This window comes from Rhodococcus sp. NPDC077669 (assembly GCF_040686915.1).
In the GTDB taxonomy this organism is placed as follows: domain Bacteria; phylum Actinomycetota; class Actinomycetes; order Mycobacteriales; family Mycobacteriaceae; genus Rhodococcoides; species Rhodococcoides fascians.
Genome location: NZ_JBFBMD010000006.1, coordinates 194,183 through 220,699, shown reverse-complemented (window position 1 = coordinate 220,699; position 26,517 = coordinate 194,183). Strand labels below are relative to the sequence as shown.

16 protein-coding genes are annotated in these 26,517 nt (G+C 62.9%); 10 read left to right on the top strand and 6 right to left on the bottom strand.

The window, feature by feature from the left end:
- Positions 1 to 66 precede the first annotated feature (66 nt).
- Positions 67 to 942: a cyclopropane mycolic acid synthase family methyltransferase gene (locus AB0P23_RS10480; RefSeq protein WP_094651020.1), complete on the bottom strand. Its 876-nt coding sequence runs from the start codon at positions 940 to 942 to the stop codon at positions 67 to 69.
- A complete protein-coding gene (locus tag AB0P23_RS10475; protein ID WP_363797524.1) occupies positions 942 to 10,802 on the bottom strand; it encodes an amino acid adenylation domain-containing protein in 9,861 nt (3,286 codons plus the stop codon). The genes AB0P23_RS10480 and AB0P23_RS10475 overlap by 1 nt, the downstream gene beginning before the upstream one ends.
- 207 nt (positions 10,803 to 11,009) lie before the next feature.
- Here AB0P23_RS10475 and AB0P23_RS10470 point away from each other — a divergent pair, with 207 nt between their 5' ends.
- Entirely contained in the window at positions 11,010 to 12,785 is a 1,776-nt protein-coding gene (locus tag AB0P23_RS10470; RefSeq protein WP_363797523.1) for a DUF4012 domain-containing protein, read from the top strand.
- Between the two features lie 352 nt (positions 12,786 to 13,137).
- On the opposite strand, the gene AB0P23_RS10465 is transcribed toward AB0P23_RS10470, so the two are convergent.
- Positions 13,138 to 14,751, bottom strand: a complete 1,614-nt coding sequence (locus AB0P23_RS10465) for a polysaccharide biosynthesis tyrosine autokinase (RefSeq protein ID WP_363797521.1) — start codon at positions 14,749 to 14,751, stop codon at positions 13,138 to 13,140.
- Between the two features lie 414 nt (positions 14,752 to 15,165).
- On the opposite strand from AB0P23_RS10465, the gene AB0P23_RS10460 reads away from it, so the two are divergent.
- The 7 genes from AB0P23_RS10460 to AB0P23_RS10430 all read left to right on the top strand — a co-directional run bounded on the left by AB0P23_RS10460 (position 15,166) and on the right by AB0P23_RS10430 (position 21,262).
- Positions 15,166 to 15,582 carry a CpsD/CapB family tyrosine-protein kinase gene (locus AB0P23_RS10460; RefSeq protein ID WP_363797519.1) on the top strand — a complete coding sequence of 139 codons (417 nt, stop codon included), beginning with the start codon at positions 15,166 to 15,168 and terminating at the stop codon, positions 15,580 to 15,582.
- Positions 15,583 to 15,637: 55 nt separating this feature from the next.
- Complete coding sequence (locus AB0P23_RS10455; RefSeq protein ID WP_363797518.1) at positions 15,638 to 16,138, top strand: hypothetical protein; 501 nt, start codon at positions 15,638 to 15,640, stop codon at positions 16,136 to 16,138.
- Positions 16,021 to 16,968 (top strand): O-antigen ligase family protein, encoded by a 948-nt coding sequence (locus AB0P23_RS10450; RefSeq protein WP_363797516.1) that lies wholly within the window; start codon positions 16,021 to 16,023, stop codon positions 16,966 to 16,968. Before AB0P23_RS10455 ends, AB0P23_RS10450 begins: the two co-directional genes overlap by 118 nt.
- A gap of 65 nt (positions 16,969 to 17,033) precedes the next feature.
- Entirely contained in the window at positions 17,034 to 18,230 is a 1,197-nt protein-coding gene (locus AB0P23_RS10445; RefSeq protein ID WP_363797514.1) for a glycosyltransferase family 4 protein, read from the top strand.
- Positions 18,227 to 19,459, top strand: coding sequence for a hypothetical protein (locus AB0P23_RS10440; protein WP_363797512.1), 1,233 nt, complete (start codon positions 18,227 to 18,229; stop codon positions 19,457 to 19,459). The genes AB0P23_RS10445 and AB0P23_RS10440 overlap by 4 nt, the downstream gene beginning before the upstream one ends.
- Positions 19,456 to 20,550, top strand: a complete 1,095-nt coding sequence (locus AB0P23_RS10435; protein WP_363797510.1) for a glycosyltransferase family 1 protein — start codon at positions 19,456 to 19,458, stop codon at positions 20,548 to 20,550. The genes AB0P23_RS10440 and AB0P23_RS10435 overlap by 4 nt, the downstream gene beginning before the upstream one ends.
- Before the next feature lie 22 nt (positions 20,551 to 20,572).
- Positions 20,573 to 21,262 (top strand): SGNH/GDSL hydrolase family protein, encoded by a 690-nt coding sequence (locus AB0P23_RS10430; protein WP_363797508.1) that lies wholly within the window; start codon positions 20,573 to 20,575, stop codon positions 21,260 to 21,262.
- Positions 21,263 to 21,321: 59 nt separating this feature from the next.
- Here the strand turns inward: AB0P23_RS10430 and rfbC are convergent, their stop codons facing one another.
- Together rfbC and rfbA are read right to left on the bottom strand one after the other, a co-directional pair.
- Positions 21,322 to 21,903 (bottom strand): dTDP-4-dehydrorhamnose 3,5-epimerase, encoded by a 582-nt coding sequence (gene rfbC / locus AB0P23_RS10425; protein WP_363797506.1) that lies wholly within the window; start codon positions 21,901 to 21,903, stop codon positions 21,322 to 21,324.
- The gene (gene rfbA, locus AB0P23_RS10420; protein WP_283548691.1) at positions 21,900 to 22,772 is read right to left on the bottom strand and encodes a glucose-1-phosphate thymidylyltransferase RfbA; all 873 of its coding nucleotides are present in this window, start codon (positions 22,770 to 22,772) and stop codon (positions 21,900 to 21,902) included. Before rfbA ends, rfbC begins: the two co-directional genes overlap by 4 nt.
- A 332-nt stretch (positions 22,773 to 23,104) precedes the next feature.
- Here rfbA and AB0P23_RS10415 point away from each other — a divergent pair, with 332 nt between their 5' ends.
- Positions 23,105 to 23,980, top strand: a complete 876-nt coding sequence (locus AB0P23_RS10415) for a glycosyltransferase (protein ID WP_363797504.1) — start codon at positions 23,105 to 23,107, stop codon at positions 23,978 to 23,980.
- Positions 23,981 to 24,051: 71 nt separating this feature from the next.
- On the top strand, positions 24,052 to 25,269 hold the full coding sequence (locus AB0P23_RS10410) for an oligosaccharide flippase family protein (RefSeq protein WP_363797502.1): 1,218 nt from the start codon (positions 24,052 to 24,054) through the stop codon (positions 25,267 to 25,269).
- Between the two features lie 40 nt (positions 25,270 to 25,309).
- Here AB0P23_RS10410 and AB0P23_RS10405 read toward each other — a convergent pair whose 3' ends face one another.
- The gene (locus AB0P23_RS10405) at positions 25,310 to 26,503 is read right to left on the bottom strand and encodes a Coenzyme F420 hydrogenase/dehydrogenase, beta subunit C-terminal domain (RefSeq protein WP_363797500.1); all 1,194 of its coding nucleotides are present in this window, start codon (positions 26,501 to 26,503) and stop codon (positions 25,310 to 25,312) included.
- Positions 26,504 to 26,517: the final 14 nt, after the last annotated feature.

Sequence of the window (26,517 nt, the reverse complement as noted above, 5' to 3'; positions counted from 1 at the left end):
GAACATGGCCACTGTCGTTAGCCAGAGTGCCTAGTTGACCTCCCCAGTCAAGGGTTGGTCGCACCATCACTCCGTAGGCGCGTCCCCGGCTTCGAGGGTGAACTGCACAACGTTGATGCGTGAGTTCTTGAATCTCTCCGACGACCCGGTGAGGTATTGCACGTATTTGTCGTAGGTCGCTTCCGACGACAGTGCGATGGCCTCGTCCTTGGACGCGATCAACTTCTCGGCCCACGTGTCGAGTGTCCGTGCATAGTGCGGTCCCAGTGCATGCTCGCGGAGCAACTCGAATCCCGCCTCGGCCGCTTTCGCCTTCACCACCTTGACCAACGTCAACTGCCCACCGGGAAAGATGTCGCGCAGGATGAAGCGGGAGAAATGCGCATCCTCGCGCGTGAGTCCACCCCCGGAGGCCGGGTCGGGAGGCGTGATGACGATGGTGTGCAACAGCATTCGGCCACCGGGCTGCAACACCGAACGGCACTTGGCGAAGAACGCCGAATACCGCTGACGTCGGAAGTGCTCGAACGCGCCGATGCTGACGATCCGGTCGACGGGCTCGTCGAATTCCTCCCAACCCTGCAACCGGATGTCGACGTTGCGTTCGGTCGGGAGGTCGGCGACGAGCGCGCGGCCACGGTCGTACTGGTTTCGACTCAACGTCAAACCGATGACATTGACGTCGTATTTCTCCACCGCCCGTTTGACGAGAGCTCCCCAGCCGCAACCGATATCGAGCAGTGTCATGCCCGGCTTCAGATCGAGCTTGCCCAGCGCCAGGTCGATCTTGGCCGTCTGCGCTTCCTCCAACGTCATGTCGTCGCGCTCGAAATAGGCGCAGCTGTACGTCATGCTCGGATCGAGGAACAGCGCGAAGAAATCGTCCGACAGGTCGTAATGTGCTCGCACATCATCGACGAACGGCTCCAGTTGTTGGTTCATCACGCCACACCCTTCCCCACAGCATCGGTGCCGATCACTCGGCCTAGTGCACGGGCACCCTGCTCGCCCAGCATGTCTTCGTGTTCCACATCGACCTCTGTCACCGAGATCCGGCCGTCGACCAGAGCCGTCCAGTGCTTCGCGCCGTCCGAGCCCCGGGCGGCGAAGTAGTGGACATCGCCCGCGTACACCGCCGGCCGGTACGACGCGACCCAGCTGGCAGCGGAGACGACCGGTCTATACATGGCACGTAAATCGTCCTCGGTGAGGAATGTCAGTTCGGTTCGCGTGCTCCGCAATTCGGTCACGATGTCCTCGAAGGACGTCGCCTCGACCCCGAGCTGACGAGCGAGATCGTCGATGCCGAATTCCTCGGCGTCGTCGGGGGCTGCGAGTTGCGCATCGACGAGCGCCAGCAACGCGACGTCCTCGCCTTCCGACTGCAACTGCACGGCCGCCGCGTGGGCGATCACACCGCCGAGCGACCACCCCAGCAGGTGGTAAGGCCCGTGCGGCTGCACATCTCGAATCATCCGCACGTACGCGAAAGCGAACTCCTCGATCGACGACGGCGCAGCGTCACGGTTCGAGATACCCGGATCCTGCAGGCCGTACACCGGGCGGTCCGTCGCCCCCAGCAACGACAGGTAGCTCCACGCGATTCCGATGGCCGGGTGCACGCAGAACAGGGGTGCGCCCACGCCGTCGGTCCGCAGGGGCAGCAGCACATCGAACGGGTCACTCGGTTCGATGTCCCCGTCGTCCGCGTCGAGGCGCGCGGCGAGCGCCGTGATCGTCGGGTGCTCGAGCAATGCACTGATCGGGATTCGACGGCTCAGCTTGTCGCCGAGGGCGTCCATCACCTGCACCGCCGAGAGGGAGTGCCCGCCGAGGTCGAAGAAATTGTCGTCGATACCGATGTCGTCGGCAGCGAGGTGCAGCACGTCGGAGAACACGGTGTGTACGAGTACTTCGGTGGACGAGACCGGCGCGCGTCGTTCACTCGACATCACTGCCGGCTCGGGCAGCCTGCTCGTATCGACCTTGCCCGACAACGTCATCGGCAGGGCGTCCACGACGGTCACCGTGCTGGGCACCATGTAGGCGGGCACCGTTCGCGCCAGGAAGTCGCGAGACTCTCGCGGTTCGACCGCACCCACCACGTAAGCGGCCAAGGAGTTCGCATGCCCGATCACGCTGGCTTGACGCACGGTGGGGTGACGCAGCAATGCCGCCTCGACCTCGGCGAGTTCGACGCGATGGCCGCGGATCTTCACCTGTGAATCCACTCGGCCCAGGTATTCGAGCTCGCGCCCGGTATCGCGCGCCACCCACCGCACCAGATCACCGGTGCGATAGAGCCGGCCGTCGCCGAAAGGATTGGCGACGAAGCTGCTCGCCGTCAACGCGGCGTCGCCCACGTACCCTTCGGCCAGACCGGCCCCGCCCAGGTACAGCTCCCCCACAACGTCGGTGCCCACCGGTCGCAAACGCGCGTCGAGAACCACCGTGTCGAATCCGAGGGTCGGCTCGCCGATGGTCACCGCAGCTGCTGCCCAGTCCCGCTGATGCGTGGTGCAGGTGCTCATGACGGTCCCCTCGGTGGGCCCGTACGCGTTGAACACCGAACGATCCTGCGACCACCGCTGCAGCAGTGCAGAATTGGCGGCCTCGCCGGCCATGACGACCACACGAAGAGAAGGCAGAGCCGCAGAGTCGGTCACCTGCAGCACGGTCGGCGTGAGGCAAGCATGGGTCACCTGGTACCCGTCGATGAGCGCTTCGAGCTCACGCCCTCCATGCACCTCGGGCGGCACGATCACCACGCTCGCTCCGGCACCGACGGCCATCAGCGTCTCGAAGATCGACGCATCGAAACTTGGTGACGCGAACTGCAGCACGCGTGATGTCGGCTCGACGTCGAACAGGTCTCGTTGGCTCTGAACGAGATTCGCGATGCCGCGGTGCGTCACCCGCACACCCTTGGGTACCCCGGTCGATCCCGAGGTGTAGACGACGTACGCCGTGCTGTCGACGGGTGCTTCGCGTAACTGGAAGTGGTCGAGCTCGTCACCATCAGCCGTCAGCCAGTCGTTTCCGGCCGAGTGGAAGTCCACGGACGTGATTCCCGTGACGGGGGCAGCGCGATCGAGTATCTCCCGTACGCGCGCGGCGGGCTGTGACGGGTCGATCGGCAGGAAGCCGGCACCGGTCTTGGCCACGGCCCAGATCGCGGTGATGTGTTCGACGGAACGCGGCAGGGCGATCGCCACCAGAGAACCCGGCTCGACGCCGGCCCGGACGAGGTTGTCGGCCAATGCATTCGATTGCCTGTCCAGCTCGTGGTAGGTCACTGATCGTGCATCGCCGACCACCGCGATGTTGTCGGGCCAGCTACTCGCCGCCCGCATGAATACTTGCGCCAGTGTGGACTGATCGGCCGTACCGTCTCGACGGGACACGACCGCCGATCCACCCCGACCGAATTCTGCACTGCCGAGCCGAAGGTCCGGTGCCCCGGCGACCGTGTGCAACACAGTCGTCAGACGTTCCGCGAGTCCGGTGACGACCGCCTGGGAGAACCGGTCGGCGGAGTACGCGAGAGTGCCCAGCAGCCCGGCATCGGATTCTTCGACGACGAATTCCAGATCGAATTGCGTCGCCGTGATATCCACTCGACGCGGATTGACGGCGCTCGGGCCCAATTCGATTGTGGGCGTGCTGACGTCACCGAAGGCCAGAAGCACCTGGAACAGCGGGTGCGTGTCGACGGCGCGGGTGGGTTGTACCGCGTCCACCACCCACTCGAACGGGACGTCCGAGTTCGCGAAGGCATCGAGGTCTCGATTGCGCACCTCGGTCACGAAATCCTCGAACGTCGACGCCGGATCGACGTCGGTCCGCAGGACAACGGTGCCGACGAACATGCCGACGAGGTGGTCGAGTGCCGGATCTGCTCGGCCCGACACCGGAGTTCCGATGGCGATATCCCGAGTTCCGCTGGCCTCCGCGAGTACGGCCGCCAGCGCCGCGTGGACGACGACGAAGACCGTCGCGCCCAGACGATGCGCGAGCGACCGCAGACTCGCGAAAGTGTCTGCGTCGACGGCAAACTGGACTCCCGACGCCTCCTGCTCGGCGTCAGGAGTGCCGGTGGGCAGGTCGAGGAATTCCGGCAAGCCGGCCAGGGTGCGACGCCAGAAGTCGAGTTGGTCGGACGCCACCGCGTCCAGGACGTCGCGTTGCCACACGCGGTAGTCCGGATAGTCGACGGCGAGTGGAGTGAACTGCGGTGTAGCTCCGGCCGTTCGAGCCAGCAGAGCCGTCTCGATGTCGCGGCTCAGTGGACGTAGCGACAGGCCGTCGACCGCGATGTGGTGGGCGACGACGGTCAACACGCGCTCACCGCGACGTCCCGCGAGCATGAGTCGTAGCGGTGCCTCGACGGTCAGGTCGAAGCCCTGCTGTGCCACCCCGCCGATGCCCGCATGGGCGTCGTCCAGGGTCGAGAGCACGATCTGCGGATCGAGCACGACGGTCACGGGCCCATCGCCCGTCGACGGGTATACCGTGCGGAGCGGCGTATGCCGTTCCAGCACATCGGCAATCGCCGCGCGTAGCACCTCGAGGTCGAGGCCTTCCGGAAGCGTTACCTCGAAGGCGATGTTGTAAGCCGCCGATGTCGGGTCGTATCGATTCTGCAGCCAGATTCGTCGCTCGGCCGGCGCGAGGCCGGAGTAGGAGCGCGCATCCGCGCGGTGCACCAGCGCAGGGAGCGCGGTGTAGTTTTCGGACAGCAACTCGATCGCCGACGCGAGCTGCGCCGCGGTGGGGGCCTCGAACACAGTCCGCACCGGCACCCGAACGCCGAGCACCGCACTGATGCGGGTGGCGACGCGGGTGGCCGCGAGGGAGTCTCCCCCGAGGACGAAGAAATTGCTGTCGACCGCGGGGGCGTCGATTCCCAACGTGTCGGCGAAGATTCCGAGAATGACGTCCTGCGTCAACGTACGTCCGACACCCGGTTCGGAGTCCGGCATCATCGCCGGCAACAAGGCCGCCTTGTCCACCTTTCCGTTGCCGGTCAACGGAATACGGTCGATCGACGTGATCACGGCCGGCTGCATCGACAACGGCAGCCGGTCCAAGAGCCACTGAGCCGCGTCGAACTCGCTGATTCCCACCACCCAGGCGTGAATTCTGTTGTCGACCACCAGTGCTGTTGCTGCACTGACGTCGGGATGTGCCGTCAGCGCACTCTCGATGTCGCCCAGTTCGATGCGCACACCGTTAATCTGCACCTGGTCATCGCGCCGGCCGCGGTAGTCGAGCAGTCCCGACAGCTCACGTCGGACGAGATCACCGGTCCGGTACATCCGGGCACCGCCGTCGGTTGCGACGAAGCGCGCGGCGGTGGACGCCGGATCGGCTCGATAGCCGCGAGCTACTCCTGACCCCGCGAGATACAGCTCTCCGACGCCTCCGAGCGGCACCGGCTGCAACCGGTCGTCGAGCACGAACGCTCCGACGTGATCCAACGGCCGGCCGATCGTGACGGGCTCTCCGGCGCGCAGCGAATCGGCCAGGGTGGCCACCACCGTGGCTTCACTGGGTCCGTAGGCGTTGAGCATCGACCGTCCGGGCGACCACTCGTCGACGACCCCGGCACCCAGCACATCTCCGCCGACGGCAACGGTCTCGACGCCGGCCACCGGCGGCACCGTCGCGAGTACCGCGGGCGTGGACAGGTAGTGAGTCACCCGGTGCTCGGCGAGGAAGGCCGCCATCTCCTCACCGCCGAGGAAGTCACGTGGCGCGATCACCATGGTCGCTCCGGCCCCGAAGGCGAGCACGAGCTCGAGCACCGCAGCATCGAAGTTCACCGAGTATCCGTGCAGCACTCGCGACGCCGCTTCGACTCCATAGCGCGAAACAACGTGCTGCGCGAGCGAATACACACCCTGATGCGTCACGACGACGGGCTTGGGCGTGCCGGTGGAACCCGACGTATGGATCACGTACGCCGGGTGCGCGGGTTCGAGCGTGTCCAGGCGGTCGGCGTCGGTCAGTGGCGCTTCGCTGAACGTCTGCGCGTGGCTCTCCTCGATCCACAGCACTCCCGGTTCCGTTCCGCCGAAGCCGATCTCGATGGGCCCCAGCATCTGTTCCCGTCGGGCCGCCGGGTAGCGGGGATCCACCGGTACGAATGCTCCGCCGGCCTTCACCACGGACCACAGCGCCACGATGTACTCGGCCGAGCGCTCGAGCGACAACGCGACGAGGGTTTCCGGTCCCACGCCGTGGGCGATCAGCAGGCGTGCGATTCGGTTGGACCGACGATCGAGTTCGGAGTACGTCAGCGATTCCGGGCCATCGATCGCCACCGAATCCGCTGTTCCACCGGTCAACACGTCGAGAAGCGTGCCGGTGCCGGATTCGGTCGGCTGTGTCGGCTCATCGGCGAGAGCGAGGTTGCCGACGACAAATGCGGAGTCCGACACCGCCGCCTGCAGGATTGCCGTCACCGCCGATGCGAACTGTTCGACGGTGGCCCGCTGATACAGGTCCAACGCGTATTCGATCTGTCCGACCAGACCGGCGGATTCGGCCTGTCCGGCGGAGGATTCCTCCAGCACGAGATTGAGGTCGAACTCCGAGGTACGAGTGGGTATCTCCAGCACCGAGAACGGCAGGTCCTCGACCGATCGGTGCGGTGCGTTGTCGAATGCCAGCATCACCTGGAACAGCGGGTGCCGGTCCAGCGATCGATCGGTCGTCACCGCGTCGACGATGCGCTCGAACGGCACGTCCGAGTGCGAGAAGGCGTCGAGGTCTGCGGAACGGACGGCATCCAGCAGGTCGGCGAAACTGCCGGCCGGGTCCACTGTGACTGCGAGAGGGAGTGTTCCGACGAACATTCCGACCATCTCGTCGAGCGCCTCGTGGCCTCGCCCGGCCGTGGGAGATCCGACCACCACGCTGTTCGACGTGCCGAATCGACTCAGGGCTGCAGCCACCGCGGCATGGACCACCATGAACGTGGTTGCGTTGTTCGACCGCGCCAGCTCGCGGATTCCCGCATGCAGGTCCGGCCCGATCTCGAACGGAACCGCATCGGTGGTCATCGATTGCACGGCAGGCCGGGGGAAGTCGGATGGCAATTCCGCCAACGCGGTGTCGCGCTCCCCCAGCACCGAGGTCCAGAACGAGAGTTGTTCGTCGGCAACCGCATCCACCGTCGCGCGGTTCCACACCGAGTACTGGCCGTACTGCGCGCGTAGGCGTGGCCACGTCGGTGCATGACCGGCCGTGCGTGATGCGTGGGCGAACGCGAAGTCGCGCACGAGTGGGTCGAGGGACCATCCGTCCATCGAGATGTGGTGCACTGCCACGACGACCACCGTGTCGCCGGACTCCTCCGCGCTCAGCAGCGCTGCCCGGATGGGGACGTCGGCCGCGACGTCGAATCCGTGCCCGGCAATAGCCGCGACGGCGTCGTCGAGGTGATGCTCGGGCACAGTGCGCGCCGGTACACCGACCAGGACGGTGTCGGTGGGCCGCACCACCTGCCGCGGACCGTCACCGTCGTCCGGGTAGTAGGTGCGCAGCGCCTCGTGTCGTTCGGCGACATCGCGCAGTGCTGTCAGGACCAACGACGCATCGCTACCCGCTGCGACCCGGATGGCGATGGGCATGTTGTAGGCAGGTGATGTGGGGTCGAACTGGTTGAGGAACCACAGGCGTTGTTGCGCGTACGACATCGGAACATGTTCCGGCAGAACGGTATCGAGCAGGTCGAGGGAGACTTCGCGCTCGGCGGACGCATCGATGGCGGCCGCGACGGCGCGGACGGTGGGGTCGGCAAACAACGCGGTGAGCGAGACTCCCGAGCCGAGGCGAGCGAGAACTCGGGTGGCGCTGAGCGAATCACCGCCGAGGTCGAAGAATGAGTGCTCACGCCCCACCTCCTCGACGCCAAGGACGTCGGCGAAGGCTGCGGCGACAGCACGTTCGGTCTCGGTCTGCGGTGGCACGTACTCGGTGTCCGTCGGCGCGGTGGGGGCCGGTAGTGCCCGGCGGTCGACCTTGCCGCCTGCCGTCATCGGCAGTGCGTCCAGAACGACGATGTGGCGGGGAGTCATCCATGCCGGCAACCGGTTCCGCAAGTGGCTGTCGAGCCCGTCGGAGACACCGGTGACGTACAGGGCCAGTCGATCGTCACGAACGACGGCCGCGGCCGCGGTCACTCCAGCGAAAGAGGTTGCTGCGAATTCGATCTCGCCGAGTTCGAGTCGACGCCCGTGCAATTGGATCTGCTGGTCGGAGCGGCCCAGGTACTCGAGTGAGGACCCGTCGAACGACCATCGGACGATGTCGCCCGTCCGGTACAGCCGCGCTCCCGCCACGCCCGGGTCGGCAACGAACCGCGTCGCGGTCGAACCGGGTTGGCCGTCGTATCCGCGGGCGAGTCCGTCGCCGCCGAGATACAGCTCGCCGACGCCGCCGTGGGGTGTGAGCCGCAGGTGCGAATCCAGTACCAGCGCACGAACGCCCGGCAGTGGCGCACCGATCGTGATGCGGTCACCGGCGACCATCGGGTCAGACAGTGTCGCCAATACCGTTGTCTCGGTGGGGCCGTAGGCGTCGAACATCGTTCGTTCAGCAGTGGCGAACCGGTCCCGCAATGTGGGTGGGCACTCTTCGCCGCCGACGTCGAAGACCTCGATGGAGTGCAGATCCGCCGGGTCGAGTGTCGCCAGCACCGTCGGCGAGGTGATCAGATGGGTGATCTTCTCGCCGGCCAGAAACTCGGCGAGGGCAGGCCCGGCGTAGACATCGGCCGGGGCGATCACCAGGGTGGCACCCGCCGCGAATGCAGCAAGAACCTCCTGGATGGACGCGTCGAACACCGGCGAGGCCAGGTGCAGCACTCGCGAGTCGGCGGTGACGGCATACCGCTCGACGACGTTGTCGGCCAGTTGCGCCAGGCCGCGATGAGTGACACTGACGGCCTTGGGTTTTCCGGTCGAGCCCGACGTGTGGATGACGTAGGCCTCGTTGTCGACGTGCAACGCCGGCGGCGCGAGGTCACGTTCGTTCGCGTCGAGCAGATCCTCGATGTCGAACCATTCGATGGTGCTCGGAAGTTGTTCCAGCACATCCTTGGTGGTGATACCGAATTCGATGTCTGCGCCGGCCAGCACCGTGGCCAGCCGCTCGGTGGGCTCGGTGGGGTCGACCGGAACGAACGAGGCCCCGGCCGTGGAGATCGACCACGAGGCGAGCAGGGATTCGTAGGAGCGTTCCATCGCCACGGCGATGCGCTTCTCGATGCCTGCACCGAGCGAGACCAGTTGCGCTGCAATGTGTTCTGCGACCCGGGTGAAGTCCTCACTGGACTGGTCGACACCCGCGGCACGCACCACCGCACCGCGTCGCAGCAGCGACGGCAGCGGTGCCGGCGTCACCGTGTCTACTGGACGTGCCGTCAGCAACGCTGATCCGGCCTCGGCGTCGAGCACATCGAGTTCCGATACCGCGAGGCCCTCAGGGGCATTGACCACCGCACGCAGCAGTGCCAGGAACCGGCGGTGATGGGCTGCGAGCTCATCGGTGGAGTAGAGAGCCGGATTGCCGAGGAAGTCGACGCGGGTGCTGGTGCCGGCAACTCCGGGGTAGACGTTGACCATCATGTCGTCGATCGGGCCGCTGGAGAGTACGCGGTATTCGCCGATGACGTCGCCGAGCCGAATTGTGCTGTTGTACATCATGATGTTGACCGTGGGGCCGAACACTCCGCGTCCAGCGGCGGCGCTGCCGGTGCCGTCGCCGGTCTCGCGCTGCATGTCCTCGACGCGGAATCGCTGATGGCGCAGCGCACCGGTGAGTTCCACCTGAATACGTCGGAGGAGTTCTTCGACGGTCACACCCTGTTCGACGCCGATGCGCAGGGGCACGACGTTGGACATCATGCCGGACGATTCCCGCAGTTTGGTGGTGGCTCGCCCCGATACCGGGAGGCTGAGCATCACGTCGTCGGTGTCGGTCATGCGCGCGAGATACAGCGCGAACGTAGCGAGCACGACGGGAACATCGGAGCTGTTGTACCGATGTGCCACGGCCGCCACGGCTTCGGTGAGGTCTGCGTCCAGCACGGCACCCACACTCACCGTCACGCCGCTCGGTGCCGCGCGCGTGTACGTGTTGCCGGCCAGTCGGGGTGCGTCGAGGTGGCCGTCGAGTCGGCCGAGCCAGTACTGGCGGTCGGTGTCGTAGCGAGAGGAGTTGGGGTACGCGGCCTCGTAGTCGTAGATCTCACGGACGCCGATAGCGCGCGTCTTGGGTATCTCGGTGCCCTCGGTCAATGCGGTGTACACCGCGGCGGTGCGTTCCTGGACGGAGATCGCGCCGAGTCCGTCCATGACGATGTGGTGGGCGCGGCTGTACCAGTAGTAGTGCGCCTCACCCACCTGAATGATCTCGGAGGCGATCAACTGATCGCGAACCAGATCGACGGGGCGACGGTACTGCTCGTTCATGTAGCGCTGAGCATCCTCGACGGGATTCTCGCGGTCTCGGAAATCGCGATAGATCATCGCGTACGGCACCCGGAGGTCTCGCCACTGATACGGATGACCGTCGTGCAGTCCGATCCGCACTGCGGGCGATTCGAGTTGCCTGCAGGCGATGTCCGTGGCTCGGATCAGCACGGCCGGGTCGATGTCGCCGCGAATTTCGACGTACTGCGCGATGGTGAACGGCACGTCCGGTGCCAGCTGCTGGGCGAGGTAGATATTCATCTGAGCAGCGGACAAAGGGAAGCGGCCATCCTCGAACAGCTCACCAACCTCTGGCGACACTCGATGACCTCCTCAACGCATATGCTTCGACGGCGTGAATTTTCGGCTGACGTGCCGCCCAGCAACGTCGATCTACATCGCCCGTAACAAACCTAGTCGACCCACTGTGAATGCTCTACCCGGATCGAACGACAGGTACGCCGGAACCGCCGCTCCCCTTTAGGCTATGCACTCGACCGACTTCCTATGACCGAGAGGCCACCGACAATGGCGACCAGTTCCACCGATGTTCGTGGTTCTCGATCCGGCAAGAAGCGGCCGATTCTCCTGACGGTGGGGGTGCTGCTGGTCGTCCTCGTCGCGTTTCTGGTGTGGCTGGGGTACGAGGCCTACACCGCTCAGTCCAGCCTGAACGCGACGCGCGACTCCGCTACGCAGGCGAAAGATGCTCTGCTCGACGGTGATGCGGCCGGTGCCGAGGCCGCGGCCGCTCGGGCCTCGGAATCGGCGGACGACGCGGTGTCGGCAACGTCGTCCGTCCCGTTTTCGATAGCGAAAGCCGTTCCTTACCTTGGTAGTCCGCTGAAATCGGTAGCTCAGATCACCGATGTGGTGCACGGTTTAGCCGTGGACGTCCTCACTCCCGCATCGACGGCGGGCGAAAGCCTGAACCCGAGCAGCCTCGTCGAAGGTGGCGGCAAGGTCGATACCGCCGCTCTCCGGGACGCACAACCTGTGCTGGAGCAGACCGCCGCCGCAGCCGAGGAATTGAGCCTCCAAGCCCAGCAGGTGGACGAGCCCGCATTCCTCAGTGTCGTCAGCGATGCACGTACGTCGTTGATCGATCAAACACACGACCTCGCAGGCCTGCTCACCAACACGCGCATCGCCAGTCAGCTGTTGCCGTCGATGCTCGGCGACAACGGCCCGCGCAGTTACTTTCTCGCGTTCCAGACCAACGCGGAGGCCCGCGGTACCGGCGGCCTGCTCGGTGGCTACGGCATCATTCGCGCCGAGAACGGCACCGCCCGTGTCGACACCCTCGGCAGCAACAACGAACTCGAATTTGCGAAGCAGCCCATCGACCTGGGCCCCGAGTACAACGCACTGTGGGCGCCGCGTAACACCACGACCGACTTCCGTAACTCGAATGCGAGCCCGCACTTTCCGTATGCCGGCCAGATCTGGTCGTCCATGTGGACCGAGCAGACCGGTGAGGTGCTCAACGGTGCCATAGCCACCGATCCGATTGCGTTGAGCTACATCCTCGGAGCTACCGGGCCGGTCACGCTGGCCGGCGGTGAACAGATCACCGCAGACAACGTCGTCGAAATCACCCTCAGCACAGCCTATTCGAGGTTCGGCGACGACCAGTTGGCACGCAAGGCGTATCTACAGCAGATTGCGTCCGCAGTGGTACAGAAGATGACGACGGGCGCTGCCCCCACCAGATCTTTGCTCGACGCGGTGGGCCGCGCCGGCAGTGAAGGTCGAATTTCGGTGTGGAGCGCAGATCCGGCCGAGGAGGCAATTCTGGCCGGTACCAAGGTGGGTCACGTGTTGCCGGACAGCCCGGCTCCCTACGCCAATGTGGTAGTCAACAATGCCGGTGGCAACAAGCTCGATTACTACCTGGCCCGCGATATCAAATATTCCGCAGAATCCTGCACCGCCGGGACCCGTAAGTCGACAGTGACGGCGACCCTGACCAACAATGTGGATCCGAACGGCCTGACGTCGTACGTGGCGAGCACATTCCAGCCCAACGTCCCGTACGGCACCAACGAGTCGATCGTCTATCTGTACGGCACTCAGGGCGCGAAGATCACGTCCATGAAGGTGAACGGCGTTTCCGGATTCTCCATCCAGGCCGGAACCGAATTGGGTCGTCCTGTGCAGGCCGCGTATCTGACCATTCCGCCCGGAAAGTCGCAGACGGTTACCTGGGAACTCGAGGAGCCGTCAGCTCCGGGTGAGGCGACGGTGCCCGTGCAACCTTTGGTCGATCAGCCGACGGTCAGCATCGACGTCCCGCAATGTTGACTCCCCAGCGTTGACAGCCCAGCGCTGACAGCCCGATAACCCCAGCCCCGCGCGTCTTCGTCACACTAGGCGCGACGGGGCTGCGGTTGTTCTTCGGCTGACTTACAGTTCGTTCCGTGTTCGGAAAACGACGTAGGGACCGGGTCAGGCCACCAGAAAAGGCGCATCCATTTGTTTGGATCGCGTTGATAGTCCTGACGCTTGCACTAACCGTGCTGTTCGTGGTCGCGGAATTCGAGGGTCGCGTCTAGCCTCCAACAGTCGAAATGCCCCGCCACAGCAATTGTGGCGGGGCATTTCGGGTTGTGGCTGTGAGTAATCTCGGCCGCGCTAGTTCTGTCGACGGAACCGACTATTTACGGAAGCGGGGGTTGTCCGTACCGTTTCTAGGCGGGTCGGTGTGTACTTCGGGACGCCGCGCTCGTCCGTATGGAGCCGCGCTGACGGCCGAGCGTGCAGTTTCGGTCGGTGCCGAAGGCGCAGGCTGCGCCGAGCCGGTGGATGTCGATGCAGCCTGCGGCGGCGTGGGTGCAGCGACCGGGCCAGATGGCTCGACCGGGCCTTGCGGTGCCGGTGCGGGCACCGGGGGCACAACCTGACGAGGCAGGTTGGTATCGGCGGTGTAGTTGTACGAGTAGCTGTACATGTCCCCCTTCTTCGACGGGGTCAACGCCAGCACCACGCCGAGGACACGGGCACCGATGGTTTCGAGATTGCCGATCGCTCGCGCGAGTTCGTTGGACTTCGTGTGTCCGTAGCGGGTGACGAGCAGAGCACCATCCGCATGGGTGGTGAGGACAGCCGAGTCGGTGACGGGCAGCAACGGGGCACCGTCGACGATAACGTAGTCGAACCTCGAACGCAGTTCGACCAACAGAGCACGCGAGGCTTCCGAGCCCAACAGCTCGGACGGGTTCGGCGGGATGGGGCCCGAGGCCATGGCCTGCAGACCCTCGTACTTGGTGGGCTGCAGCACCTCTTCTACCGTTGCTTGGCCGGCGAGAACGGTACTCATTCCGACCGAGCCAATGAGACCCATGTACTTCGAGACGCGCGGCCGACGCAGATCGCCCTCCACGAGAGCCACGTGGTGGCCTGCTTCGGCCAGGGCGACAGCGAGATTCACTGCGGTGGTCGTCTTGCCTTCACTGGGGATCGCACTAGTGACGACGATGACTCGTGGTGGATGGTCAACCTCGAGGAACTGCAAGTTGGTGCGCAGCTCACGGAACGCCTCGGCGCTAGCCGATTGAGTGAGGTCTTGGAAGTCGACAGCCGGATGTGCCTTCCGTTCTTTGTCGAACGGAATTGTGCCGACGAGCGCCTTGCCGGAGATCGACTCGATTTCTCGACGACCCTTGATGGTGTTGTCGAGCCGGTCGCGCAGCACCGCGAGGGCAATTCCGAGCAGAAGGCCGACAGCCGCACCCAGGGCGAGATTGCGCTTGGTCTTCGGGCTGACCGGAGTGGACGAGGCATCCGCTTGCTGGAAAGTCTTGACTCCGGCGGATGGACTCCCGCCGTCTGCGGGTGTCTCCAGCTCTTCGACCTGCGTGGTCAACTCGGACGCCATCGCGTTCGCGATATCGCGTGCCGTCGAAGGGGACGAATCAGTGACGGTGATGTCGAATAGGACCGTGTCGGGAGTGGACGATGCTTTCACTTTTGCCGCCAACTGCGATGCAGTTAGATTCAGCGGCAGCACAGCCAGAACCCGAGTTGCCAACGCCTCACTGGTCACCAGTTCTGAGTACGAGGCGACACGCTGCTGGGAGAACAAGTTGCCCTGGTATGCCTCGTTGACCGAGGTTCCTCCAGACGTTGAAACGAACATCCTGGCGCTCGACTCGTACAGCGGCGTTGTCAGCAGGGACGCGCCCAGGGCACCGAGGATCGCTACGACCACGGTTACGGCGATGATGATCCATCTCGCCTTCAGGATTTTCAGATAATCCTGTATCTCCATGCTTCGAGCTCCTCGTCCGTTCCTACAACCCCGCAACGGGCTACTGTGTGGCTCAATCGTTACATAAGTATTCGATCGCCGTGCACCGGATGAGTACTGACACTGAAGCCGCACACTCATTCGTTTGATTCACGAGACTTACTCGGCGAATTCCCTGTTGTGACGTGTCACGACAATCCGTGTCCCTAATTTCGACTTCAGAATTCACTACCGGGCTAGGAGAGCCAGCAGCGTTCGCCCCAGCTAGAGCAGGAACGATAAAGAGCTTCGCCACCCAGGCCTAAGCGAGGGTGATTCTCGACACCTCGGGACCCATGCATCCCTGTTGTTCAAGCAGCGAGACAGCCCGACCTCGGCATCGTCGGCTCGGTAGGGGCCAGTTCCGTTCTCGCACACGACGCCGGCCTCGACGAGGTGGTGCAGACCACCGGCCACACCGATCTGTGGGCACTGGGTTCGGGCCCGGACCCGCCCAATCCGAGCGAACTGCTGGGAAGCTCCACTGCCCAATCCCTTCTGCGTGATCTGGGACGGGCCTTCGACTACGTGGTGGTGGATTCGCCTCCCCTGTTGACGGTCACCGACGCCGCCACTCTCGCCACACAATGCGATGGCACCATCCTGGTCACGCGGTACGGATACACCCGCCGCGAGGAATTGACGCGCGCTGCGGCCAACCTCGAGAACGTGGGTGCCTCGCTGCTCGGTGTGGTCATGTCGATGGTCCCGGCAACGGGACGCGGACGAGATCAATACGGTTACGACTTCGAGCCTGGTCGAGTGCCAACACCGCCGACGCAATCGGCACCCGTGCGCACCAACCGGCACTGACCCGATGTTCCTCACCGGGCGAGTAGGCCGCAGAGCAGGCCAATCCTCTGCAGAAATGACAGGACTCGTCTGCGCTGCCTCCGTCGTCGTGTACCTGGCGCTGGCCGTTCCCACGATCGCCTCGATCGCGCTGGCGGCGGCGATTGCTGTTGTCCTCGCTGTCGGATCCTTGAGAAGCATGGAATGGGCATGGTGCGTCTTCTTCTTCGCGTTGTGCTCCAACGGTGTTCAGGTGACGGTCGCAGGGCTGAGCATTCGTCCCGAGTACTTCGCAACACCGTTGTTCCTGCTCGCCCTGCACGCCCATGTACGGCGGGACCCGCCCGCGAGCGTCGGCAACTCACTCGGTCCGGGTCTCGTCCTCGGCGGGGCCGGACTCATCGCAGTCGCACTCGCGTCGAGCATGGTCTTCGCTCTCGACCCGGAGCGAGCCTGCGCATGGCCATCCAGCTGCTCGTCGCGCTCGTCGCGGTGGTTCCACTCGTCACGTCGGCTCTCGACCTCAGGTTCTTCGTCCGTTCCGGCACAACGATTCTCGGGTTCATCTGCGTTGTGAGCATCGCTGCCTTCGTACTCGATCCGAGTACCCGCATCGACGGCCTGGCCTTCGAGTACAACATCATGGGCTGCTTGTGCTTCGGATGGCTGGGCATCGACTACTACTTCGCCGGCACCCCGGCCGTGACCAAACACGTTCTGGTGATGACAATCCCGATCACTATCGCACTGATACTGACGTCCACCAGATCGGCCTGGATTGCCCTTGCGCTCATCGCCGTCTGCGTCTTGTTCCGTTGCGTCAAGCGTTATCCCACAGCCGTAGTCTCGGCGGTGGCCGCGTTCACCCTCGTCGCCTTCTACCTGCAGGACGTGTATTACCGCGTGGGTGACGAGGACACGTTTCTGTGGCGCGTGGTCCACGTGATCGACACACAGAGCGGGACCGGTGCCTACCGCGTCCAACTGTGGAACAACGCCATCGATCAAATTGCCGCACGCGGCTGGGGCGCGTCGTCGTTCGGAACCGGACTGAACACGTTCTCGCAGTTCAACCCCGTCGACCCGACCAATACCGGCCCCGCGTATCTCAGCTCGATGTGGCTGTCACTTCTGTACGACGTGGGCTTCGTGGGCTCGGCCTTCTTCGCCGTCTTCGCCGTCGCACTGTTCCTGGCCGCCCGAGACAAAGCGCACGCCCTTCCCTTGTTTCTGGGCTTGGCGATCTGCACATCCGTGACCAGCGTGATCTGGTTGGCATTCCCCTGGGTCTTCCTCGCACTGACGGCGACCACACCGATTCGGAACGCAGAGACGCATGCCCGGACGCCGGCGTCCCACGGATCGCCCCGACGGCGCAGACGGCATCGCCTCGCGGGGTCGCGATGACCTTCGCGGCGTCCGATGGTCGACCGCGTGCAATCGTGTTGTCCTCGTTTACGGTTCACCCGGACATGCCCAGCGAACCGGGGATCGGCTGGCAGTTCTTGATCGCCACCCTCGAGCACGCTCGAACCGTGGATGCAACGGTGGTCCTGGTGACGATGCGCCGTTCTGCCGAAGCCTGCGCCGGGCGGGTTCCTGCCGAGCTCGAGCAGCACCTCGAGATCGTCACCGTCGAGATTCCACTGGCACCGCCGTTCTTTCGTTGGCACTATCCTCGGTTCACCCGGCTCGAGCACGAATTATGGGTTCGACTGGCTGTCAGACACATTCGCGAGATCGAGCGGAGACACTCCGTGGTCTACGCGCATCACGTGACGTTCGCATCGGAGATACTGTCGACACCGATCACGAGGATGTCACCGAACACCTACAAAGTCTGGGGGCCGGTCGGGGCGGGCGGCGTCGCCGCGGTGTTCGCCATTTCGCCCACCTCGCCCGCATCACGTCGACATAGGATTCTGCAGACGGTTCGGGACCGTGTGGCATCGATTCCGGCGACGCGCATCGCGCGGCAATGCGATCTCGTACTCGCGCAGAACGGAGCGATGGAAGCGACTGTCGGACACTTTGATACCGAGTTCCGGCGGTTTCCCAACGTCGTGGTTGATCTTCCCACCGCACGGCCGTCTCGGGCCGACCACGACGGAATCGAGATCCTCGTCGTCGGGCACCTCATCACGCGCAAGCGGCAGGAACTGGCGATCGAGGCGTTGGCGTCGACCATGCTGCAGAACGCCCACCTGCACATCGTGGGCTTCGACAGTACGAGCCACGGCGCGTACCTGCGCAGAAGGGCAGAGATTCTGGGCGTGCACGATCGAGTGACCTTCCACGGATCCCTCGACCGCGCAGCGGTATTGGACATGATGGTCCATTCGGATGTGCTGATGCATCCCTCGGGCCGGGAAGGTGCGAGCGGCGTGGTGGGCGAGGCGGCCTCGTGCGGGCTCCCGGTGGTGTGCTTCGAGCGAACCGGCGCCAGCTCGGTGCTCGAGGATTCCGGAACGTCCGGGGTCGTGCTCCCTGCCGACCCGGCGACCACACGGGACATGTTGGCGGCGGCTGTCGTCCGAGCATCCACCATGCCGCGCATCAGCACGACGCAGTGGACCAAGCAGCGGTTTGTCGACCTCGCCGCGCAGCTGTACGCCGAGGGCCTGGCGTTCGGGGCAGCGATGCCTGGCCGAGTGGGTCGGCCACGATGACCGCCAGCCCCTCGGTCGAGAACTCGACCGTCACCCGAGCCGGCATTCTGGTCCGCACTCTCGACCAAGGCTTGTGGTCCCTCGGCTTCTTCGTCTTCAACGTCGCGGCCGGTGTGTCGTTGACTGTCGGCGAATTCGCTTCGCTGTCGGTCGGTGCCGCACTGGGTTTCATCGCCGTTGGGACCTCACGAGCGTGGGGGATCTACGCCCCCATCGTCGACGCAGCACGAATAGGTATCAGCCCCGAGGATTCCATCGACCGGTGGTCGAGTTGGCGCGGAACCCTTGTCTTCGCGACTGTGGTCGGTGTTGCTTCGTTCGCGTGGACAAGCCACGGCGGCGATTGGGGCTATGCCGCCGCGGTGGGAGCTCTGGCAGCGACGATGGTGATCTCCGATCTCCCGCGTCAGGTGCTCATCATCCGTGGCAGCTACTCGCATGCGGCACTGTTGGCGGGGCTCTACGCCGTCGGCGCACTCCTCGCTGCGGGAACGATCGCGCTCGGTGTCGACAACAGTGCGCTGCTGCCGATCTGGTTCTGTACGTTGCTGATCGTGCTCGCGGCCGGGCTCGTCTTCTGCGGCACAGCCACCTCCACCAGTAAGTCCGATTCGCACTTCGCCATCGCGTGGCGGATCACCGCAGAGGCCGTCTACCTGGGATTCGGAAGCCAGATCGCCACACTGCTGCTGTATCTGATTCAGGACAACACTGCCACTGCCGGGATCCGGTTCGCCTATTCACCGGTGTTCGCGCCGGCGTTCGTGATCATCCAGAGCATCCAGCCGTTGATCTTCAAACAGTTCGCCACACTCAGCGCGCAGGGAACCCGTGCAGTACTCGCGGTCTCGGTGCGCTGGAACATCGCGGTGGCCCTCGGCCTCGGCGCGTGTGGGGTGGTGGGTTACACGGCGCTTTCGACGCTGTTCTCCGACATCGGTCCCGCCGCTGCGCTGCCGTACGTGGTTCCGGTGGGAATGGCGATCCTGTCTACGCAGACCTTCGAGGTGGCACTGATGGCCACCCGATTCTTCGTCGGCCCTGTGTTCACACATCGAGCCCGACTGGCCTCGGTGCTCGTCGACGTAGGTAGCCAAACGATCGGCGTATTCGTTGGCGGTGCAGCAGGTTTGGTGTGGACGTTGATAGTCCTGAGCGGACTACGCATCGCGGTGGCGGTGGCGATGCTCGTCGTACTGCCCCGACGCGACAGAACGGAGACGACATGAGGGTCCTGTTCGATGGGTACTACTGGTTCGACGGTCCCCCCGCCGGCATCGTCATCACACACGAGAAGATCGCGGCGTGGCGACGCGAGTTCCCGGGCGACGTACTGACCGTGGCGCTGCGGCGCAGTCCCACAGCGGCGGAGGCGGCAGACTTGGAACGGCAAGGGGTGCGATGGATCCGCACATACCTGCCTACGCAGCCGCTGAAGAACATGGTGGAGCTGTCGATACGAGTACGCACAGGTCCATATGACATGGCATGGGGGTCGAATTACTCTCCGCTGCTGGGCAAATCGGCCGTCTTCGTACACGATGCTCTGTTCCAGTCCAACCCGGAGTGGTTCACCACGATCGAGCGCATCTATCTCTCCCCCATTATGATCGCCGCTCGCGCGGCGAGTGTGCTGTTCGTCAGTAGCAACACCGAGGCCGCGCGCATCGTTCGGCACAACCCTCGGCTGACGCCCACAGCGGTAACCGGCTTCGGCATCTCGCAATCCTTGCTCGACGCCGATCCGCAACCACCTCCCGCACTCGACCTCCGTCCCGGCTCCTTCGTGTTGTCCGTCGGTCGATTGAACACCCGGAAGAATCTGGCAACAACACTCTCCGCAGCAGTGCGTTCGGGAGCGATCTCACCCAACCGCCCGTTCGTGGTCGTGGGGCCGGCCAACGGGAAGGCCGACCAGCTCGAGCAAGAAGTACTCGCTGCTATCGACGACGGCTCCATTCGCTACACCGGTTTCGTCGAGACCGAGCAGCTGGCATGGCTGTATAGAAATGCCGCACTGTTCGTATACCTCTCACTGAACGAGGGCTACGGTCTGCCTCCACTCGAGGCGCTACGCCTCGAGGCACCGGTGCTGGTGACCGACCGCCCCATCTTTCGAGAATTGCTCGGTGAGTCGGTGCGGTACTGCGATCCCACCGACATGGACGCGGTAGCGCAGGCCATGACAATGAGCCTGTCCAGCGGTCCGCGCCCACTGCCGTCCGGTTTCGAGTTTCCGTCGTGGGAGCACATGGTCCACACGATGCGGGTCGCGATGACCCATCCGAAAGGCGTGTCCTGCCGGCGGTCGATCTCGTGACGCGGTGGCAAGTGGGGGCATCATGACGGGGCGCAGAACGGTGCTCATCTCGATCGCTGTCTCGGTGTTGGTCGTGGCGTTCAGCGGAATCGTGGGATGGCAGATCGGGTCGCGGTCCGAGGCTCCTCAGGCAGCAACACCCCCGCCTGTGTCCATTCCGGATTCCGTGCCCGTGGTCGCATTTCTGGGTGACTCGTACAGCAAGGGCATCGGTGCGTCGTCGAATGGACAGCGCTGGACGACGCTCGTGTCGGCGGCGATGGGGTGGTCGGAGCTCAATCTCGCTGAGGGCGGTTCCGGTTACACCACGAGCTACCTCGGACAAAAAACCGACTACGGAATCAAACTGGATGTGATCGCCGCGGCCCAGCCGGACATCGTCGTCGTGTCCGGTGGCCGCAACGACTACGAGGCCGGTACCGCGAGCGTCACCGGCCAGGTTGCATCGTCGCTGTTCGCGGCCATCAGGGCTGCGGCACCGAACACGGAGGTGATAGTCACCAGCCCGATCTGGGATTCAACCAAACCTCCGGCGGACTTCGCGACCCTGATCGACGGGGTGAAGGCCGCAACCGCAAGCACAGAGGCCAGGTATCTCGATATCGGTGAGCCACTGTCCGGTCATCCGGACGTGATCGACCCCGACGGCCTACATCCGAACAACGAGGGTCACCAAATAATCGCCAGCGCGGTCGTCAGTGCGTTGGTGTGAGACTTGCTCGTCCCGGTGGACGGATAAATGGGGGCATATCCATCTTCGAGATCCGGTAGCTAGAAGGTGGGCAGGTTTCCTGCTTCGAGGGCTTCGGTGAGGGTGGGGGCGGCTTTGTCTTTGGCGGAGAGCTCGTAGGTCAGGGGCGATCCGTCGCGGCCGGTGGTGGGCCAGTCGATGCCCAGCGCGGGGTCGAGGGGGTTGATGTCGCGGTCCAGTGCCGGGGTGTACTCCAACGAACACAGGTACATGACGGTCGAATTGTCTTCCAACGACAAGATGGCGTGCCCGAGGCCTTCGGAGAGGAACACTGCTTTGCGGTCTATGTCGTCGATCAGCACGCTGTCCCATTGCCCGAACGTCGGGGATCCGACGCGCAGGTCGACGATGACGTCGAGGAACGCTCCGCGGGCGCAGGTGACGTATTTCGCTTGCCCGGGTGGGTTGGTGGTGAAGTGGATCCCGCGCAGCACTCCGGCGGCGGAGACCGAGCAGTTCGCCTGCTTCAGATCCAACGCTCGCCCGGTGGTCTCCTCGAACGCGGACGCTTTGAACCATTCGAAGAACACGCCGCGGTCGTCGCCGAACTGGCGTGGGGTGTATTCGTAGGCACCGGATATTTTCAGTTCACGAAAGGTCATCGGTTTCCTCGGTCGATCAGGTCGAGCAGGTAGCGGCCGTACCCGGATTTGACGAGTGTCTCGGCGCGGGCGCGTAGTTCGTCGTCGGTGATGAATCCTCGTCGCCAGGCGACTTCTTCGGGGGATCCGATCTTGAGTCCTTGGCGTTGTTCGATGGTGCGCACGTAGTTGGAGGCGTCGAGGAGGGAGTCGAAGGTGCCGGTGTCGAGCCAGGCGGTGCCGCGGGGCAGGACTTCGACCTGGAGGCGGCCGGCGTCGAGGTAGTGGCGGTTGACGTCGGTGATCTCGTATTCCCCGCGGGCGGAGGGGGCGAGGTCGCGGGCGATGGCGATGACGTCGTTGTCGTAGAAGTACAGGCCGGGGACGGCGTAGTTGGATTTCGGGGCGGCGGGCTTTTCTTCCAACGACACAGCTTTTCGGTTCGCATCGAATTCGATGACGCCGTAGGCGGTGGGGTCGGAGACCTCGTAGGCGAAGACGGCTCCGCCGTCGATGGTGTCGAAGCGGGAGAGTTGGGTGCCCAGGCCGGGGCCGTAGAAGATGTTGTCGCCGAGTACCAGGGCTGCGGAGTCGGTGCCGATGTGCTCGGCTCCCAGGACGAAGGCTTGGGCGAGGCCGTTGGGCTCGTGTTGGACCTTGTAGGTCAAGGAGATGCCGAATTGGGAGCCATCGCCGAGGAGGCGTGCGAATTGGTCGGCGTCCTGGGGTGTGGTGATGATGAGGATCTCGCGGATTCCGGCGAGCATGAGGGTCGAGAGGGGGTAGTAGATCATCGGTTTGTCGTAGACCGGGACCAGCTGTTTGCTCACTCCCATCGTGATCGGATGAAGCCGTGAGCCCGTGCCGCCCGCCAGAATGATTCCCCGCATGAGGGCGAAGTCTTCCAGACCCTCCGATCACCCGCTCGGCGGCTTACACCCGTGGACGATCTACTTCCCGACGGACGCCACCCTACTCGCGCAGCGCGACCGATTCGGGGCATGTCTTACCTGGCTGAACTTCGTCAACCGACTGCCGTCGTAGGAAGCCCAAAACACAGCGTTGTGGAATGATCTGCCGTCATGGAGACCAGCAGTGGTTATAAATGGTGGAGGATGAACCAGTGAGGTCCACCTCCCGTCAAGTCCCACCACGTCGCCGCGTGCCATTAGCCGCGACGACACCGCTGGCGTCCCGTTTCTGAAGCCACCGCCTACTGAGCATGAAGGAAGACAGACGTATGGACCCGCTCACGCTCGATGACATTCAGGTCGTTGCCGCAGTCAACGACACACGAGTGCTTGACTTTTGCCTCCGTCGGTCACCGGCAATAGCATCGGGGGAAGTTCCTTTGGAGATTATCCAAGGCTGCCGAAGGCCAGCTGAGGCTTTCAACCCGCGGCTCCAAAATGCGTCATATAAGGTACTAATTTTTATACATCAAGACGTATACCTGCCTGCGCCATTCTTTACTAGACTGCTGGGGCAGCTCAACAATCTTGCGGACGACGACCCCGAGTGGGCAGTTATCGGCGCAGTTGGAATTGACAGCGAAAACAAAATATACGGACAAGCATGGTCATCTGGTTCAGGAAAAGTAGTTGGTGTCTCCTGCAGCGGACACCATAAAGTAGAGAGCCTCGACGAAGTACTCCTTGCCGTCCGTGTGGCCAGCGGTGTACAGTTCGACGACAACTTTCCAGGCTTTCATCTGTATGGAACTGACCTCGTTCAGACAGCGCAACGGCGTGGCCTGAACAGCTACGCAGTTCCAATGCAAATAGTTCACCACAGCAAGAGGCTGGCAAATTTAGCAGGATCATATAGGCAAACCTACAAATACTGTCGCCGAAAGTGGTCCAACGAGCTGCCAGTCCCTACCTTATTTGGCGGGATAAATCGGACTCCAATTGCACTTCTCCGAGCAGATCGATTCGTACGAAGAAACAACGATTGGAAGAAAGATCGACCTGAACCAACTGGCGACCCGAAGCAGATTGCTATTCAACTCGGATATGAGGACGCCACCGAGGACGATAAGGGTCATCAACCTAAGTCCATCCAGACTCAGAGCGCTCAGCGCCCGAGAACCCAATGACTGACGGAAACCCGGACATCAAACGCAAATCGTGGAGACGAGCGGTACGTAGGATCCTCGGATCACCCTCCATGATCGCCATTGGTAGGTTGATCGCTTTGCTCTTCTCGCTGGCCACGGTTCCGATTGTCGCGCGAGCACTGGGCCCCGATGGTCGCGGAATAGCCGCCTCGATGTTGGCAATAATTGCAGTCGGTCAAGTACTCTTCGGCCTTGGAATACCTTTAGCTGTTCGTCGACGGGTCGTATCGGGCGAGCAGCGACCGGATGTCATGAAAACAGCTCGCCTATACGCAGCACTAACCGCTCTGCCATGCCTCGCCATCGCACTTCTTCTTGACCGCGCATTTTTCGCAGACCAGACCCTGACGACACGGGTCGCATTCTATATATCTATGATGCTAATTCCATTGTCGATATCATGGGCAGCTGACGTCAGCGTACTGGTGGCCACCAAAGAATACCTACGTATGGCGATCCTCGGCGTCACACAAGCCGCATCTTCCTTTGTGGTGATTGTATCAATTTGGGCCACTGGGAACCTGACGATATCCAGCGTGCTATATGCAACCTTAGGCGGCAATATAGCCACATTCATAATGGGCCTTTACTGGGTACGGATGAAATCAGGAAAAATACAAGATTTTTGGGGAATGGCGAGAGAAGGGTCCACACTGGCCGGCGGACAACTCGCTGCGATTGCATCTGGACGAATAGACCAAATCATGATCCTACCGATCCTGGGTCCGACCGGCGCAGGACTATATTCCATAGCACTGACCGTCGGCACGCTTCCAACACCGATTTCTCAAGCGGTCGGCGCAAGTAGCTTTGCAGCCATGTCAACCGGTAACCAAAACCACATCTTACGGTCAATCCGCCAAGGCGCGGCGTTGTGCATATTGACCGCGTGCATATTATCCGTCGTCGCTTACTTCGCAATCCCAATTATATTTGGCGATGCATTCACCGAAGCCGTGCCCGCTGCAATTATTATGGTGACTTCCTCGATCTTCACAGGGATTGCGTTTATCGCATCCATGGCACTAGCAGGCCAGAAAAAGGGAACCGTAATGACGGCGGTTCAAGTAGCAGGACTCGCAGTCGGATTAATACTTCTATTTCCGCTTTCGTATATTCTCGGCATAATTGGAGCCGCCCTTGCGATGACAACGGGCGCAATAACAACAATGATACTCGCGCTAAACAGACTTAGGTTAACGCCGTTCGATGCAATCCCGAGAAAGCATGACTGGTCGAAGTCGATCCGAGAGCTGTTTAAGCTTTAGATTGAAAGGTAGACTATGCCCGAGAATATTACGCATACGCTCAAGTTGAATTGCGCACCCGACGAAAAGTACCGACTGCCGCACGGAGATTCTGTCGGACATTTCTTGCAAATTTTCCAACCATTCCGTACCCAACATACTTAGGCATAGTCGCACCGCCGACAACGCCTCCCAGCACCCTGCCGGCCACAGATCGTCTGCGGTCAACCTGGTAGCGTTGAACTGAAGCAAAATCGGCCAAGTCAACCTTCGCTAACCTTATGTAGCCGGCCGACTCAGCGCCCAGAACAGTCTCCAAGCCCCGTTCAGTCTTAGCGATCAACAGCGTTCGGCCCGGACGATCGTCCAGAATTGGCCAGCCATTTTCATCTGCATCCCAATAGTCCGCACCGGAGATATCCGCGCTGTCACCGACACCATCCGGACAGATTTTGCACCTCCACTGAAGCGTCTGATTCAAATGTCTGCCCCACGATTCCGAATAAGACATGGACCCTTCAGTTCCATCGGCGGCAGCTACGAAGAACTTCCCGGGCCAACCATGACCTCGATAGCGCAACTGATCGATCCGCACGGCAGGATCCACAAATGAACGAACGAGACGGCTCGTAGCCTCTTGAGACGGTACACCCGCGCAGAAGAAAGAGATGCGTAAAGGAGTTCCAACTCCACCTCCATTTGATTGCCTAAGCGCGCTAATCTCGCAGGGCTTTCCAACGACTACCGAATCAGAGGCTAGGAGATTCGCGCCGACCAGACTTGAGGATGGCGCGTAACGAGAGCCGGCAGATTTCATCACATCACCACTCGTCGACGCCGAGTGCGGCACGGTCCTCTCTGGGTCGGCGTCATCGGCAGCCACACCATATGTTGCCGCCATACGGTGGGTGTCAAGCAGGAACATCTGCAAGGCAGACAACGCACCACCACTGCTGCCGACGAAACGCACTACATCATCGGTTGCCTCTGCACTCCAGACGCTAAGGGCCGAACCTAACCCACCTGGGAGGTCGTATTGGTTCGAAGTACTCTGGGGCTTCGATACTAATAGGCCCGGACACGACCGTGAAAAAAGGTCGGCGCTGCTTGCCGTGGTGACCGATGCTGTGGCACCTTCCGGCATGAACGGACGGAGGAAGCCCTCCCGATCGAGTTGCATGGAGATCGACGAATCGAGCGATGCACAGAACCCGCAACCGGAACAATTGCCGTTGTCGATGACCTCTTCGATCATGCGCCACAAATCTC